Source organism: Vreelandella halophytica (assembly GCF_968193635.1).
Genome location: NZ_OZ309107.1, coordinates 740,623 through 756,506 on the forward strand (window position 1 = coordinate 740,623; position 15,884 = coordinate 756,506).

The 15,884-nt window shown below is 61.1% G+C and carries 14 protein-coding genes; 7 read left to right on the forward strand and 7 right to left on the reverse strand.

The genetic code is table 11. The features are described from left to right. Nucleotides 1-10: 10 nt before the first annotated feature. Nucleotides 11-1,276 carry a beta-ketoacyl-ACP synthase II gene (fabF, locus tag ACWHXT_RS03510; protein WP_447957250.1) on the reverse strand — a complete coding sequence of 422 codons (1,266 nt, stop codon included), beginning with the start codon at nt 1,274-1,276 and terminating at the stop codon, nt 11-13. Between the two features lie 88 nt (nt 1,277-1,364). Here fabF and ACWHXT_RS03515 point away from each other — a divergent pair, with 88 nt between their 5' ends. After that, on the forward strand, nt 1,365-2,003 hold the full coding sequence (locus ACWHXT_RS03515) for a TetR/AcrR family transcriptional regulator (RefSeq protein WP_447957251.1): 639 nt from the start codon (nt 1,365-1,367) through the stop codon (nt 2,001-2,003). Between the two features lie 65 nt (nt 2,004-2,068). On the opposite strand, the gene ACWHXT_RS03520 is transcribed toward ACWHXT_RS03515, so the two are convergent. Then, nucleotides 2,069-2,923 carry an SDR family oxidoreductase gene (locus ACWHXT_RS03520; RefSeq protein WP_447928101.1) on the reverse strand — a complete coding sequence of 285 codons (855 nt, stop codon included), beginning with the start codon at nt 2,921-2,923 and terminating at the stop codon, nt 2,069-2,071. Between the two features lie 571 nt (nt 2,924-3,494). Between ACWHXT_RS03520 and ACWHXT_RS03525 the strand changes: the two genes are divergently transcribed. The 3 genes from ACWHXT_RS03525 to ACWHXT_RS03535 are packed head-to-tail and all read left to right on the forward strand — an operon-like array spanning nt 3,495 to nt 5,922. Then, a complete protein-coding gene (locus ACWHXT_RS03525) occupies nt 3,495-4,205 on the forward strand; it encodes a hypothetical protein (RefSeq protein ID WP_447957252.1) in 711 nt (236 codons plus the stop codon). Nucleotides 4,206-4,255: 50 nt separating this feature from the next. After that, entirely contained in the window at nt 4,256-4,693 is a 438-nt protein-coding gene (locus tag ACWHXT_RS03530; RefSeq protein WP_447957253.1) for a phage holin family protein, read from the forward strand. Then, nucleotides 4,690-5,922, forward strand: coding sequence for a DUF3618 domain-containing protein (locus ACWHXT_RS03535; protein ID WP_447957254.1), 1,233 nt, complete (start codon nt 4,690-4,692; stop codon nt 5,920-5,922). The genes ACWHXT_RS03530 and ACWHXT_RS03535 overlap by 4 nt, the downstream gene beginning before the upstream one ends. A gap of 64 nt (nt 5,923-5,986) precedes the next feature. On the opposite strand, the gene xseA is transcribed toward ACWHXT_RS03535, so the two are convergent. The 5 genes from xseA to ACWHXT_RS03560 are packed head-to-tail and all read right to left on the reverse strand — an operon-like array spanning nt 5,987 to nt 11,452. Then, entirely contained in the window at nt 5,987-7,330 is a 1,344-nt protein-coding gene (gene xseA, locus ACWHXT_RS03540) for an exodeoxyribonuclease VII large subunit (RefSeq protein WP_447957255.1), read from the reverse strand. 36 nt (nt 7,331-7,366) lie between these two features. Continuing rightward, nucleotides 7,367-8,089 carry a dipeptidase PepE gene (gene pepE / locus ACWHXT_RS03545; RefSeq protein WP_447957256.1) on the reverse strand — a complete coding sequence of 241 codons (723 nt, stop codon included), beginning with the start codon at nt 8,087-8,089 and terminating at the stop codon, nt 7,367-7,369. 54 nt (nt 8,090-8,143) lie between these two features. Further along, nucleotides 8,144-9,772, reverse strand: a complete 1,629-nt coding sequence (locus ACWHXT_RS03550; RefSeq protein ID WP_447957257.1) for an OPT/YSL family transporter — start codon at nt 9,770-9,772, stop codon at nt 8,144-8,146. Nucleotides 9,773-9,824: 52 nt separating this feature from the next. Beyond that, nucleotides 9,825-10,514 (reverse strand): AroM family protein, encoded by a 690-nt coding sequence (locus ACWHXT_RS03555; protein ID WP_447957258.1) that lies wholly within the window; start codon nt 10,512-10,514, stop codon nt 9,825-9,827. Next, nucleotides 10,511-11,452 (reverse strand): DUF1177 domain-containing protein, encoded by a 942-nt coding sequence (locus tag ACWHXT_RS03560; protein WP_447957259.1) that lies wholly within the window; start codon nt 11,450-11,452, stop codon nt 10,511-10,513. The genes ACWHXT_RS03555 and ACWHXT_RS03560 overlap by 4 nt, the downstream gene beginning before the upstream one ends. A 95-nt stretch (nt 11,453-11,547) precedes the next feature. Between ACWHXT_RS03560 and ACWHXT_RS03565 the strand changes: the two genes are divergently transcribed. The 3 genes from ACWHXT_RS03565 (at nt 11,548) to guaA (ending at nt 15,824) form a co-directional block, all read left to right on the forward strand. Then, nucleotides 11,548-12,465, forward strand: a complete 918-nt coding sequence (locus ACWHXT_RS03565) for a LysR family transcriptional regulator (protein WP_447928110.1) — start codon at nt 11,548-11,550, stop codon at nt 12,463-12,465. A gap of 194 nt (nt 12,466-12,659) precedes the next feature. Next, entirely contained in the window at nt 12,660-14,129 is a 1,470-nt protein-coding gene (gene guaB / locus ACWHXT_RS03570) for an IMP dehydrogenase (protein WP_447957260.1), read from the forward strand. Nucleotides 14,130-14,246: 117 nt separating this feature from the next. Then, the gene (guaA, locus tag ACWHXT_RS03575) at nt 14,247-15,824 is read left to right on the forward strand and encodes a glutamine-hydrolyzing GMP synthase (RefSeq protein WP_447895243.1); all 1,578 of its coding nucleotides are present in this window, start codon (nt 14,247-14,249) and stop codon (nt 15,822-15,824) included. Nucleotides 15,825-15,884 lie beyond the last annotated feature (60 nt).

Genomic DNA, 15,884 nt, shown 5'->3' on the forward strand with positions numbered 1-15,884 from the left:
GCTTAGCGGGTTAGTGGACCGGGCTGATGATCAACGCAGCGTTCACACCCCCGAAACCAAATCCGTTGCACAAGACATGCCGGGTAGCGTGGGCCCGGGCAGCGGTGACGAAGGTCAAATCCTGCATGTCGTCATCGCACTGCTCCATGTTGAGGGTAGGCGGGAGCGTTTGATGAATGGCCGTCAGGGCCGAAAAGATGCTTTCGATGCCCCCGGCGGCGCCCAGCAGATGCCCCGTCGATGCCTTCGTGGCTGAAATGGGAATAGAAGGCAGCCGCTCGCCGAAGGCCGCCCGGAGAGACGCAATTTCCGCACGATCGCCGACCGGCGTCGAGGTCGCGTGAGCGTTGACGTGGTCGATGTCGGCCCCGCTCAAGCCTGCCATGTCGAGCGCGCTATTAATCGCCAGGGCAGCACCGGCACCATCTTCTGGGCCCGCCGTCATATGATGCGCATCGGCGCTGGTACCATAGCCGCTAAGGACGGCAAGCGGGGTGGCGCCCCGTGCCTGGGCGTGCTCCAGCGTTTCGATCACTAAAAGCCCGGCGCCTTCCCCCATGACGAAGCCCGAACGCGCCCGGTCGAATGGCCGCGAGGCGCGCTGCGGCGTCGTAGACTCGGTGGATAGCGCTTTCAACGCGTTAAAGCTTGCCAGTGACAAGGGGTCGATACACGCCTCGGCGCCGCCGACCAGGGCGACATCCGCCTCGCCGCTGCGAATCAAGCGCATGCCATCGCCAATGGCCTGCAGGCCGGCCGCGCAGGCGGTGACCGGGCACCCCAGCGGCCCTTGAAAACCGTAGCGAATGGAAAGATTACCGGCTGCCAGGTTGGCCAAAAAGGCCGGCACGGTAAAGGGGGAAAGCTTGCGATGACCCCGCGTGCTCAGCGTTTGCTGCGCCTGGGTGATCGTCGGAAAGCCGCCAATCCCCGAGCCCACGATGGTGGCGGTGCGGCGTTTATGAAACGCCTCGGTAGGGTGCCAACTTGCCTGGTCCAGCGCCTCCTGGGCGGCGGCCAACGCATAGAGGCTGAACAGATCGAGCTTGCGCCGCTCCTTGGGGTTGGCAATCGCGTCCAGGTCCAGGCCGTGCTCCGGGTCCTGGTCCAGCGTCTTGACGGTGCCCGATATCTTGACCGGGAGCTCGCCGGTATCAAAGCGTTCGATAGCGCCAATACCGGACTGGCCATCCAGCAAGCGTTGCCAGCTCGTATTGACGCTACTGCCCAGAGGGCTGACCATACCCATGCCGGTAATAACAATTGGTGATTGCATAGCGGTTCCTGAGTGATTGATGCCGCCACCCTAGCAATCCGCATTATATGATCAAGATAATATTAAGCGTGCCCAGTCCGAGGTCACTATGCCTTACCCCAAAAGTCGTAAGTCGAAAACGAAAGAGCGTATTTTAGCCTCGGCCACCGAGCTTTTTAGCCGCAACGGGTTTCACAAGGTATCGATTGGCCAGATCATGAAGCTCGCTAAAATGACGCATGGCGCTTTTTATGCCCATTTTGCCTCGAAAGAAGCCTTGTACCACGAGTCTGTACGTTTGACCTTGAACGAGAGCCGCGCCGCCCGGTTGGTGAAAGGGCCGCTTTCGCTTCAGCACCTGACCGAGCTGGTCGCCAATTACTACAATCTTCAGGAGCTCGAAACCCGGCAAAAACCGGGTCCGGAAGCGGTGCTGTTCAATGAAATCGGCAGCGAACAAGCTGAAATTCGCACCCTGTTCGAAGCCTCGTATCTGAGTATGAAAAAGATGCTGGAGATGCGCCTGCGCGCGTTGGGCCGGCTCAATAAACTGCCGCTAGCGGATGACCGCCAGGCGATTGCGGATAAATCCCGCGTCATTCTGGCCGCTTTGGTGGGCGCGGTCGCCATTGCCAAAAGCCTGCCCGGCGAAGCGGAGCGCAAGCAGGTACTGGTCGCCACCCAGCGCTATATCTTGCAAATGCTGGGCGTCAGCGACGATGACGCGGATACCATGATTCAAACCTGACGCGAGCATTTAAAAGGCCGGCTTTAAAAGCCGGCCTTTTGGCGTACGGGGGTTCGAAAGCCCTCTTACGTATTCAGCACGACCCCACCGTTCAAGTGCAGCGTTTGCCCGCTCATGTAGGAAGAGTCCTGGCATGCCAGATAGACGTAGGCGGGGCCCATTTCGCTGGGCTGACCCGCGCGTTTCATGGGCACCTGGGCACCGAAACCGGCGACTTTGTCGTCATCCATGCTGGCGGGAATCAACGGGGTCCACACAGGCCCTGGGGCCACGGCGTTGACACGAATGCCGCGCTCTACCAGCGACATGGCAAGCGAACGTACCAGCCCCTGAATCGCGCCCTTGGTCGCGGTGTAGTCGATCAGCGTGTCGTTGCCCTTGAAGGCGTTGATCGACGAGGTAGCGATAATGGTGTCGCCTTCGTTTAGGTGGGCCAAGGCCGCCTTGACCATGTAGAAGTGGCTGAAGATATTGGTCTGGAAGGTACGCTGCAACTGGTCATCGGGAATGTCGGTGATGTCATCCCAGTCGTACTGTTCGGCGGCGTTGTTGATCAGGATGTTGATCTGGCCGTATTCATCGAGGGTGCTTTGTACGATCTCGCGACAAAAACCGGGTTCACCGACATCACCCTTGAGTACCAGGCACCGCCGGCCTTCCGCTTCCACCAGCCGCTTGGTCTCTTTGGCGTCTTCGTCTTCTTTGAGGTGAACGATCACGCTGTCGGCGCCTTCCCGAGCATAATGCACGGCCACGGCGCGGCCGATACCGCTATCGCCGCCGGTAATGATCGCTACTTTATCGAGCAGCTTGTTGGAGCCCCGGTAGCTCTCCCGAATGTACTCGGGTTCCGGGCGCATGGCGTGCTCGTCGCCTGGCTGCTTGTTCTGATGTTGCGGGGGTTGCAGTTGATCGCTCATGGTATCTCTCTCCTTGGCTAACGGCGTAGGGCGGGCGCTTGGCTCAAAAGCCGGCCGGCGGCCGCTTCCTCGGCCGCGGCTATGTTTATAAATGGATGCTTATGGTCATTCTGGGCGCCTATGTTCACCCTAGTCGAAAGCCGTAAAAGGGCCAAACCCACGACGCACCACGCCACACTTTCGTTTAATAATCTTTGTTAAATTAATCAGGCCGGTCTAATGGCGCTTTACATAAACTGTTTATTTTTCAATGAGGTTCTTTTTGTAAATAGGTTAGTTATATTTAACTCTCTTTTATGAGTTTCGATTTCTAAAGCTTTTTAATTATTCAACTGTTTGAAGTTAAAGTTAAAATCCATGGTTTTATTTGAGGTTTTGGGTTTTTATAGCACTTTTTGAACGCCGTATTTATAAATTGACAGTTTTCGTTGCCTCGCTATATTTCAATGGTGGCATACTATTAATTTCCACTAATAATTATTCTTTGTTTTAAAAAGGAAGGCGCTTTTATTAGCGCTTGAAGTTCATTTTGTTTATTACCACCAGCTGCAACGCATGGAGGATGCAATCAATGAGCGATCAAGGAAAGTACTCCCACTCCGGCTCGAGTGGCGGCAGCGCCCATCAAACGCCCGGCGCGCATGACCACCTGGATACGGAACGCCTCAAGGAGCAGGGCCGGGAAGCGGCTCATGATATCGGCGGCGCCGCCCAGCACCAGGCCGAACACTTCTATGACAGTCAGCGCCAAACGTTTGCCGAACACGCCAGCAAGTTTACCGGCGTGATGAAAAAAACGGCGGACGAGTTCGATAGCCAGCAGCAGCCGTTCTTTTCCCAGCAGGCACGTAAAGTGGCCGACCTGGCCGACGGCTTCTCCCACCAGCTGCGCGACAAGGACCTGCGGCGTATTTGCCACGACGCCCAGGACTATAGCCGCCGCGAACCGGCGGTTTTCATCGGCGGGGCCATCGCGGTGGGCTTTTTGGTCGCGCGCTTTTTGAGAAGCTCGAGCGATCATTCGCAAGGTTCCTATAGCGAGCGGCGTACGGACATGAATGCCTCGGGGTCGCGCTACGCTTCCCAGCACCCGGCGTCTCGCCATCCTTCGTCCTTCGACAACGACAGTATGCGACCGAGCGGCGGCGGCGCGCCCCACCAGCGCGAGCCCGCAGAGCCCAGTGCTTACGGCTACGGCGAGCCTGCCCGGCCGATTACCACGCCAAGGCCCGGCGATGACCCTTTAGCCGGTGATAACGGCCCGCAACGTTCACCCCGCTAAGAGTTACGTGGTTTAACGTTCATCGACTTGCCAGTACGCACGAGGCTTATATGGAAACGCAGCATAATAGTACGACGCAGGGAGCGTCCGTTGGCTCGCTTTTAACGACGTTGACCCGTGAAGTCACTGATTTGGTTCGCAACGAGGCCGAGCTTGCCAAGGCCGAGGTATCGGAAAAAACCCACCAGGCCATGACCGGCATCGCCGCCATCGCCATTGCCGGTGCGGTCATTTTTGCCGGCTTTCTGGTGCTGTTGGCAGCGGCGGTCTTCCTACTCAATGAAATCCTTCCCCCGGACATGACACCTTGGCTTTCCGCGGCCATCGTGGGTGTTGTCGTGGCCGTGGTGGGCATGATCATGCTCAGCGTAGGGCTCAACAAGATCAAGGCGCGCAGCCTGATGCCCCATCGCACCATGCAAAGCTTTAAGCAGGACAAGGCGCTTGCGAAGGAGCATCAGCACAACGTCAAGGAGGAGTTGAAATGAGCGAGCATCCGGACCAACGAAGCCCCGAGGAGATCGAAAAGGATATTCACCGCTCCCGCGAGCGCCTAGACTCCACGCTTAGCGAAATCGAAGAGCGTTTTTCGCCCCAGCGCCTGCTCAATGCCTCCTACGACTACCTGCGCCACGGCGGCGCGAACGAGTTTTTCACCAACCTGAGCACGACCATCAAGGAAAACCCGGTGCCGTTTCTGGTCACCGGGGCCGGGCTTGGTTGGCTGGTGACCGCCCAGCTCAGCGCCAATACGCAGCGCCAAAGCGGGGCAGCGCACTTCGCCAACTCCGAAGCCTACCCGCATAGCGGCCCGACCGGGCGCTTCGATAACACCGGTTACCGCGAAGCCCAGACGACGGGCTTTTCGGCCGGCCAGGGTCTAGGCCGTGGCCCGCGGGAGCAGGAAAGCGACGCTTTTGGCGGTGGCCATGCGGCCGGGTTGGAGGCGGGCTCACCACCCCGGCCTTTTGGGCGCCCGGCGCCCAGCGCGTTCTCCCACCCGCCGGCGTTTGACGAGGCGTATGGCGATGACCCGGCTGCTTCCCGCCACAACGAAGGGCCGAGCATGAAAGAACGCATGGCCGAACGAGCGCGTCATTTTGGCCACGGCGCCAGCGACGCAGCGCACCACTTGAGCGACCGGGCACACGATATGGGAGGCAGCATGCGCGACAGCACTTCGCATTTTTACGAATCATCCCAACACGGCGTTCAGGACGCCACGCAGTGGGCGCAGGACGCCGGCCGCCAAACGTCTGATTTCATTCAGCAGCACCCGCTGGTAGCCGGTGCGTTGGGGTTTGCCATTGGCGCGGCGCTGGGCGGTATTCTACCCTCTACACGTAAAGAGGATGAGTACATGGGCGAGTATCGTGACCGCTTCATGAGCGAGGCGGCGGATAGGGGCCACGAGCAAGCGGACAAGATGCAGCACACGCTTCACGAGAGGACCGAGAAGATGAAAAACGACACCGATAAGGACCATCAGGAACACGACCCCAAGCGCACGCCCAGCGATACCGAAGGCGAATCGATGCGCTACACCGACGAAGCCATGCCCGGGCACAACGCGGCCTCTGGCCCGGCGGGTAACCCGGGCAAAGAGCCTACGCCCCACGAGAAGGACCGCCGCAAAAACGAGCACGGCCTGGCCGACTCGGATACGCCTTCCGGCAATACCCAGGGCGACGACACCCTGGAGCCGCCCAAGCGTTGATCTGAAACACCCCACTTAAAGCGATACTTTGAGTATCGCCATAGCGCCCGGCCCACGCCGGGCGCTATTTTTTATGGCGGCGTTTTACCTCGACGCTCAAACGCCCCTCACCCAAGCGCAGCGAAAGCTTCTGGCCCGGTGCGGTGTCCTGGGCGCGGTGTATCACCTGGCCCTGGTCATCCTGAGCAATCGCGTAGCCCCGGCCCAGTACGGCCAGTGGGCTTACCGCGTTCAGTTCCCGCGCGGCGCTGGTCAGCCTGGCCCGGCGCGCTTCAAGGGTGCGCTGCATGGCGCCTTTTAGGCGCCGCTCGAGCTGGTCGATGCGCGTTTGCTCTGCCTGGTGAAGCCGCGCCATGTCCTGGCTTGCCAGGCGCTTGCCAAGCTGGGTGACGCGGCCTTGCTGTTGCGTCAGGGTAAGCTGCATGGCGCGTTGAAGGCGTTGGCCTAGCTGCTCGACCTGCTGGCGCTTTTGGGCGAGCTGCTCGCCGGGGTGCTTGAGCCGGGCGCGCAGGTTGTCCAGCCGCTGGCTTTCGCGTTGAAGCTTTTGCTGCATGGCCCGGCGCAGGCGCGCCTCGCTCTGGCCAAGCGTTCGGGCAAGCGCTTGGCCGTCCGGCACCAGCCGCTCCGCCGCGGCCGAGGGCGTGGGGGCGCGTATGTCGGCGGCGAAGTCGGCAAGGGTGGTGTCCACCTCGTGACCCACCGCGGACATCACCGGCAGGCGGGAGTTGAAAATCGCCCGGGCCAGGTGTTCGTTGTTGAACGCCCACAGGTCTTCCAGGCTGCCGCCGCCCCGGGTGATCAGGACCGCGTCCTGGTTCGGGTCCAGCCGCGTTTGGCGGTTCAAAAGTGCCAGCGCCGAGACCATCGCCGGCGCGGCCTCCGCCCCCTGAACCGGCACCGGGATCAGCGTTACGTCCGTCAGCGGCCAGCGCGCTTTGAGGACCGCCAATACATCGCGAATCGCCGCCCCGGTGGCGGAGCTTAGAATCAATAGCTTGCGGGGCGGGTAGGGGAGTTCCCGGGCGTTGGCGAACACCCCCTCGCCATCCAGCTGCGCTTTCAGCCGCTCGAAGGCCGCCAAAAGCTCGCCAAGGCCTGCCGCCTGCACCGCCTCGGCAATCAGCTGGTAGTCGCCCCGGGGCTCGAACAGCGAAACCTTGCCGCGCAGCTTGACCTGGTCACCGTCGCGCATGGGGGCTGCCACGAAACGCGCGCGCTGGCGAAACAGCGCGCAGCGCACCTGGGCCCGGTCGTCCTTCAAGGTGAAGTAGATGTGGCCCGAGGCGGGTTTGGAAACGTTGGAGAGCTCGCCCTCGACCCAGACCTCGCCCATGTCGCGCTCCAGCGCCTGGCGGGCCTGCTTGTTGAGGGCGCTCACGGAAAGCGCTTTGGAAGAAGGTGAGGTCATGGAAGGCTTCGGGTCGAGAAAGCGCTTAGCCTAGCATTAATTGCGCGTTAGCAAATGGTCCAGCTGGCTATTGGCGGCGAGTTCCTGCTGGCCGCTTGTCGAGAACGTGACGCCATCGAGCTCGCCGAGTAGCTGGAGCGACTCGCCCTCCCGGCGAAGCGCCGTGCCTTCACGCAGGCCGACCACCAACGCCTGGGGGTTGAGCGCCAGGTACTCGCTCAAACGCTCTTCGCGGCTTTCGCCGTTATGCCCGGCGGGTTTACCGGCAAGAAAGTGCGGGTTGAGCTGAAACGGCACCAGGCCCAGGGTTTTAAAGCTGGGCGGCTCGACGATCGGCATGTCGTTGGTGGTACAAAGCGTCGGCCCGGCGATATTCGAGCCCGCGCTCCAGCCCATGTAGGGCAGCCCCTGGGCAACACGCTCCTGAATGACCGGGAGCAGATCCGCCTCGTAAAGGCGTTTGACCAGCGCGAAGGTATTCCCCCCGCCCACAGCGATGGCTTCGGCGTTGCGCACCGCTTGCTGAGCATCCGCGGCTTGATGAATGCCCTCGACCTCGAGGCCCAGCGCCTCGAAGGCCGGGCGTACTTGCGCGAGATAGTCATCGAAGGTTTTGCCCACACCGGCGAAGGGCACGAACAGCACCCGCTTGACCGGGGTGGGGTTGTCGCCCAAAAAATCACCGATGAGGGGCTTTGCATGGTCGAGATAGCCGGTGCTACCGGCACGGGAGCTGCTCAATAAAAGTAAACGCGACATGGTGTGACTCCTAAACAGTGCGGGCGGCGCAATCGCGTCGCCCGTAACGTCAGATTACCGGGAACCCAGTTTAAGGGTCGAGGAGAAGAAACTGTAAAGCGCCGAGCCGGTAATGAAACCCGCCCCCAGAATATAGAGCTTATGGCCGCCGTCGGTGCCAAAGCGCTTGACCACCAGCCAGCGGATGACCAGCGCCATATAGATCACGATGCCCGCCACCGGCGATGTGATGAGCAGCCCCGTGGCCAGCAGCACCCCGATCTGGCGGGACATACCGCCCACGGCCTGAATGATGGCACCCACCACGCCCCAAATCAGTAGCTGCTGGGCGACTTCCATACTGGCGCCGGCATCGATGGTGGCGACATAAACGCGGGCGACCGGCGGCACCAGGTCGGCGGCGAAATACGCGTTGAAGACCAGCGCCACGATGACGATGGCCACGCCGAAGCTAAAAAGCTCCGCAAAGTACTGCTGACGGCGGCCGTCCAGTTCGTATTCCCGGTCGGTGCCTTCGCCACGAATCACCCAGCCGGCTTTCAGGTCGTAGGCCATATCCGCAAACGCCGGGCCGGTGGCCACGGTAAAGGCGACCAGTATGCCCAGCGCTTCGCTTGGAAAACCGATCAACATGCCGATGACCAGAAAAATGAGCGCCGTCGCGAAGGAGGGGAACCACCCGGAGTGCATCGCAGCGATGCCGACGATCAACTCCGAGGCCATGGCCGCAAGGGCCGCAAACACCATCCAGCCGAACAGCATACCCAGCGGCATGTCGGTATAGATGCCCGTCCCCAGCGCCAGTGTCAGCGCAATAATCAAGTAAACGCCAAACCCGTTCAGCATGGCGGTGCGCATTTGAAGCGCTGACCGCGTGGGCCGCTGGGTCGACTCGCCGTCGTTCGACTTTTCCCGGCGGTCTCGACGCATCAACAAAAGGATTTGAACCAACGCCACCAACCCGGCGCCGATCATGATGCCGTGGGGGATATAGGCGGTGCTGATATCGAAGCCGAAAAACTGCTCCGAGTAGCCGCGCAGGATGAGCCCAAGGCCCAGCGCGCACATGGCGAAGACGTTGGCGATCCAGGCGATACCGAACATTTCCGCGGGAATGCCAAACGCCTTGCCGGTCAAGCCGCCCACCATGCCCACCAACAGCAGAAGGGCATTACGCCCCTTGTTGGCCGCTGCTTTCAAGGCTTCTGCCGTCGCAAGCCCTGGTGGCCAGGCCGCCCGGGCGGTGAATATCTTGCTGTCAAAAGAGAAGTAAAGAATCGAGGCATCGGTAATCACGGCCAGTGCTGCGCCAAAGAGCATGGGCACCAGCATTTGCGATTCGCCCATCAAAAACGGGATCGCCAGGGGCAAGAGCAAACCGTTGGCCGCCGAGAAGGTCGCCCCGGAAATCGTGGTTTGCACCAGCGTTTGGCGCTCGAGGGAGCGGTAGCTGCGAAAAAGGCGCAGCGGGATATACGAAAGCAAAATGGCGATCAACGCCCCGATGATCGAGGTGTTGGGCGTAATACCGACCCGGGTGATCAACTCGAGGCCGATGATTGCCCCTAATACGCAGACGATGACGTTGGTGATCATCTGCCAGGGCGAGAAGAATTTTGGATGTTGGCGCGCGAACTGTGGGGGTTCGCTATCGGCCTGCGCCGACGAGGTCGTATCGTTCATGATGGCTGTTTCCGTGTCGATGTCGTGTTTTTTTATGTAGCGAAGGTGCCGGCTAGCTCAAGAGCAGATTGGCGGCGCTGAAGACCAGTTGGCGCGGTGTCAGCGTGCGATGGCCGGAGAGCTTTGCGAGGCGCGCGCGCTGGGCCAGGGTGTACCCCATGCAGTCCAAATAGAGCGCCTCGCCTTTCAGCAAGGCGGCCTCCCGGGCGGCGCGTTCAAGTTCCTGTGTTTCGCCGTAGGGCGACGCGCTGAGCATCTCGATCTCGAAGCCCGCTTCCTCCCACCGCGCCTGGGCGTAGGCCATCTGGCGTGGCTCCGGGGTCATCACCAGCAGTTTACCCCTGGGAAAAAGCGCTTGAAGGCCGTGGCGGACCAGCCGCTTGGGCGAGAGAACGGGCACGGGGAGTTCGCGGTAGTCGGGCAGCTCGCCGGTGCACAACACGACGATGGCATCGACCCGCTCGTCCTCGGCCATCGCGCGGATAGCTGTGTCCAGCAAGGGCTCCAGGTCCTGTTCGGCGATGGTGACCTGGCGACCATCGCGCATGCGCGAGACGAGCACCTGGGCTTGTTCGGGGATGGGGTAGCGGTGCTCGACCTCCTCGAGGGTCAGTTCATCCAGCGCCCCGCGCTCGATTATCTCGATATGTTCAGCGAGTAGCGTGGCAAGGTCCTCGTCAAGGTCGGTGCGCGGCGCCTGGCCGATCGTCACGATGCCCAAACGTGTGGGGGCGATGTTCATTGTCGTGCACCGCCTTGCTGGAAGTGGGTCTGCTCGCCGTAAAGCGCGATGAGCCGGTCGAACTCCTCGGCATCGAAGAACTGGCAGATACCGGCGGTGAAGTCCTTGGCGACCTCGACGGCGAAGCGCGCGGCCTGTTCGATATCGACTTCATGGCTTGCGCCGGTAGCGCAGCCGGCAACGGCGGTTTCCGCCGACAGCGCCAGGCCGATCACCGGCGCCTGGGTGGCCACCGCAGGCTGGAGGATGCTGTTTAGATGATGCAGGCCGTTGCCGTAGGGCGTGATGTCTTGCTGGGTCAGCGCGAAAATATCGGGCAAGCGGCCGGTCACCCGGGAGAAGACATCCATCAGGTCTTCGCTGGTGCGCAGAATGTAGCCCTGCTTGACCGTCGGCGACATGGCCACGCCGCGCACGTTGATCACGCGATTGCCCTTGGTGGTATCGATCGACACGATGGCGTCCATCGCGGTGTCGATTTCGTGCTCCCAGGTATCCTCGAAGCTGATCGGCGAATCCATGAACGGCACTGGGTGGTGCTCGCGGGTGGGGGCATCCGGGCAGATATGCGTGGTGATGATCACATCGCCGGCTAATTGGTCACCGTTGGCTGCCATGCCGATCAGCTTGGCCGCGGCGGCCAGGGCCGCCAGCGCGCCGTCGCCGTCGGAAACGAAGCCGGTAATGTCCGGGCGGGCGCCAATGCCGCCCAGGCGGCCGATCACCCCAAGCGTGGGGGCCTCTTTGCCCGCCTGCTTACCGCTGTGGCCGGCCACGGTGATATGCAAAAAATCGCTCGCGCCTTTCTCGGACTCTACCCGCGTGACGCGAATGCTCTCCGGCGCCGCGCCACAGGCGATGAGATGCTCCTTGACCCGCTCCCCGCAGGCGCTAGGGGTATCCAGAATTTCGTGAAGATCGATTACTTGCTTAAGCATGGGCGCTCCCTCGGTAGAGTATTAGACGTAAGTAGATTACGCTTAAGCATTGATTGTATAAATTTGAATAAAAGATGGATTGATTGGTATTGCCAATGAATAACGTGACCGCCCGTCAACTCGAAGCCATCATCGCCGTGGCCGATTTGGGCAGCTTTACCGAAGCCGCTGAAAAGCTTCATATGTCTCAGCCGTCGCTCAGCCAGCTGGTGCGTCAGCTCGAGGACATGCTGGGCGTACGCTTGTTCGAGCGCACCACGCGACAGGTCAGCTTGTCCGCCGCCGGGCGGGAGTTCTTGCCGGTGGCCGAGCGGGTGCTCTCAAGGTTGGATCGTGGCCTGCAAAGCATGCGCGCCTTCGCCAAAGGTCAGCAGGGCCAAATCAGTTTCGCCGCACTTTTAACGGTGGGAGGCAGCCTGGTACCGGCGGCCATGGCGGAGTTTCAAAAGCGCTACCCGCAGATAGGCACGGAGTACCTGGAGGAGAGCGACGAGCCGATCTATCAGCAGGTGATGGCCGGCGACGTCGATTTCGGCGTGAGTGTGGCCCCCACCCATTCCGAGGAGGTCAATTTCCATCCGATCTACAAGGATTATCTCTATTTCGTCTGCGCGCCGGATCACCCCTTGGCCGGGGAAGAAGAGGTGAGCTGGCATCAGATCGTCGAGTGGCCGTTCATCGCCATGAAAGCGCGCACCAGCATGCGGCGGCTCACCGAACAGGGCTTTGCGATTGCCGGTAAACCGATGGAACCGGTGCAGGTGGCGGGGTATCAATCGACCATTCTGGGCATGGTCGCCAACAATATCGGCGTGAGTGCCTTGCCGTCTTCGCTCAAGCTGATGTTTCACCGGGACGACGTGTGCTTGATTCCTATCAGCGAAAGGCTTTACCGCGACATCGGCGTGCTGACCTCTCGCCGCCAGGAACTCACCCCCGCCGCGCAAGGCTTTATCGAAGTATTGATGGAGCTGGTCGAAGCGAACCGTTCGCTGCTGCCAAGCCCGGAATGACCAGGCCGGGGGTCGAAAAGCGCGCAGGGAACGCGCCCTCAAAGTAGAGCACCGTGGCAAAACCGGGGCGCTATAGCCAAACGCTATTCACCAGGATGCAGCCACCACATTGATGGCGAGGCCCTCGAAACGCTATAATAGTCGATTAACTTTACCACGCCCCATCTTCCCACTTTCCATTGGGTGTTGCCGCTATGCTACGTATGGCCCAAGAAGCGCTTACGTTCGATGACGTACTCCTCGTTCCTGGCTTCTCCGACGTTCTTCCCAAGGATGTCAGCCTCAAAACCCGCCTGACCCGCAATATCACGCTCAATATTCCGCTCGTCTCCGCCGCCATGGACACGGTGACCGAAGCGCGTTTGGCGATTGCAATGGCCCAGGAAGGCGGCATTGGCATCATTCACAAGAATATGACCATGACCCAGCAAGCCGCCGAGGTGCGCAAGGTCAAAAAGCACGAAAGCGTGATCGTGAAAGACCCGGTCACCGTGAGCCCCAAGGCGAAGCTCGAAGATTTGCTGGCCATGGCCCGCGAATACGGCTTCTCCGGCTTCCCGGTGGTCGAAGGCGAAACCCTGGTGGGTATCGTGACCGAGCGGGACATGCGCTTTCAGCCCAACGTGGGCGACAGCGTTGCCGACATCATGACCCCGCGCGAGCGCCTGGTCACCGTCGCCGAAGGCACTGATCTCGAAGCCAGCAAAGCCAAGATGCGCGAGCACCGCATCGAGAAAATGCTGATCGTCGACGACGCCTTCCACCTGCGCGGCCTGGTGACCTTCCAGGATATCGAAAAAGCCCGCACCTACCCGAACGCCGCGAAAGACACCGACGGCCGCCTGCTGGTAGGCGCTGCCGTAGGCACCGGCCCGGAAACCGGCGACCGCATCACCGCACTTGCCGAAGCCGGGGTAGACGTGGTGATCGTGGATACCGCCCACGGCCACTCCCAGGGCGTGATCGACCGTATCCGCTGGGTGAAGCAGCACTTCCCGGACATTCAAGTGGTGGGCGGCAACATCGCCACCGCCGAGGCCGCCAGGGCGCTGGCCGAAGCGGGCGCGGACGGCGTGAAAGTGGGCATCGGCCCCGGTTCTATCTGCACCACGCGTATCGTCGCCGGTGTGGGCGTGCCGCAGATCACTGCGGTTTCCAACGTGGCCGCCGCGCTCAAGGAGTTCGACATTCCCTTGATTGCCGACGGCGGCGTGCGCTTCTCTGGCGACCTGGCCAAGGCGATTGCCGCCGGCGCCAGTGCGGTGATGGTCGGTGGCCTGCTGGCCGGTACCGAAGAAGCGCCGGGCGAGGTCGAGCTCTACCAGGGCCGGACCTACAAGGCGTACCGCGGCATGGGCTCCATGGGCGCGATGTCGCAAAGCCAGGGCAGTGCGGACCGTTACTTCCAGGACAAGAGCGCGGGCGCCGAGAAGCTGGTGCCGGAAGGCATCGAAGGCCGCGTGCCCTACAAGGGCCTGATGAGCGCCATCGTTCACCAGATGATGGGCGGGCTGCGCGCCTCCATGGGCTACACCGGCTGCCACGACATCGAAGAGATGCGCACCAAGCCGGAGTTCGTACAGATCACCGGCGCCGGCTTCAACGAATCCCACGTTCACGACGTGCAGATTACCAAGGAAGCCCCCAACTACCGGGTGGGCTAACCGGCACGTGAGTTAAACGGCGGCGGGCTCTGGCCCGTCGCTTGCTTTTTATAGCCCTTGTTAGAGCCCCTGTAAAAGCCTTAGCGGCCGCGCCTACACTGCTTGAGAGATACCGCCATGACAGACATTCACGCCCACAAGATTCTGATTCTCGACTTCGGCTCCCAGTACACCCAGCTGATCGCCCGCCGCGTGCGCGAAATCGGCGTTTACTCGGAAGTTCGCGCCTTCGATATCACCGAAGAGGAGATTCGCGAGTACAACCCCAACGGCATAATACTCGCCGGTGGGCCGGAATCGGTCACCGAGCTCGAGTCCCCGCGGGCGCCGCAATCCGTGTTCGAGATGGGCCTGCCGGTATTCGGGATCTGCTACGGCATGCAGACCATGGCCGAGCAGCTCGGCGGTAAGGTGCAGGGTTCGAATAAGAGCGAGTTCGGCTACGCCCAGATCAGCATCGACGCGGACAATGCCCTGTTCAACGGCATCAAGGACCACGTGGACACGGAAACCGGCAAAGGCCTGCTGGATGTATGGATGAGCCACGGCGACAAGGTGGCCGAAGCGCCCGCCGAGTTCACCGTGACGGCGTCTACGCCGAGCTGCCCGATTGCCGCCATGGTGTGGGAAGAGAAGCAGTTTTACGGCGTACAGTTCCACCCGGAAGTGACCCACACCCTGCAAGGCCAGCGGATGCTCGAGCACTTCGTGCTGGATATCTGTAAGTCCGAAAAGCGCTGGACCCCGGCGCAGATCATCGAAGACCAGGTCGAGCGCGTACGCGAGCAAGTGGGCGATCGTCACGTGCTGCTGGGCCTCTCCGGCGGCGTGGACTCGTCCGTGGTGGCGGCACTTCTCCACAAGGCGATTGGCGACCAGCTCACCTGCGTATTTGTGGATAACGGCCTACTGCGCAAGGCGGAAGGCGACCAGGTCATGGAAACCTTCGCCAACCACATGGGCGTGAAGGTGATCCGCGTCGACGCCGAAGACCTGTTCCTGGACAAACTAAAAGGCGAAAACGACCCGGAAGCCAAGCGCAAGATCATCGGCAACACCTTCATTGACGTATTCGATGAAGAAGCCAGCAAGATCGACGGCGTGGATTTCTTGGCCCAAGGCACCATCTACCCGGACGTGATCGAATCCGCCGCTTCCAAAACCGGCAAGTCGCACGTGATCAAATCCCACCACAACGTGGGCGGGCTTCCGGAAACCATGAAGCTCAAGCTCGTCGAGCCGCTGCGCGAGCTGTTCAAGGACGAAGTACGCAAACTCGGCCTCGAGCTCGGCCTACCCTACGACATGGTCTACCGCCACCCCTTCCCGGGGCCGGGCCTGGGCGTGCGCATTCTGGGTGAAGTCAAAAAAGAGTACGCCGACATTCTGCGCGAAGCCGACGCCATCTTCATCGAAGAGCTACGCGCCTCCGGCTGGTACGAAAAAACCAGCCAGGCGTTTGCGGTGTTCCTGCCGGTCAAATCCGTCGGCGTGGTCGGCGACGGCCGCCGCTACGAATGGGTCATCGCGCTGCGCGCGGTCGAAACCATCGACTTCATGACCGCCCGCTGGGCGCACCTGCCGTATGAACTGCTGGAGAAGGTCTCCAATCGCGTGATCAATGAGTTGGAAGGGGTGTCGCGGGTGACTTATGATGTGAGCAGTAAGCCGCCGGCTACTATTGAGTGGGAGTGAGTGTCGGCTTATTTATATAGTTGTGTGGGCGCAAGTAATGTAGCCTAAACGTAAACTGTT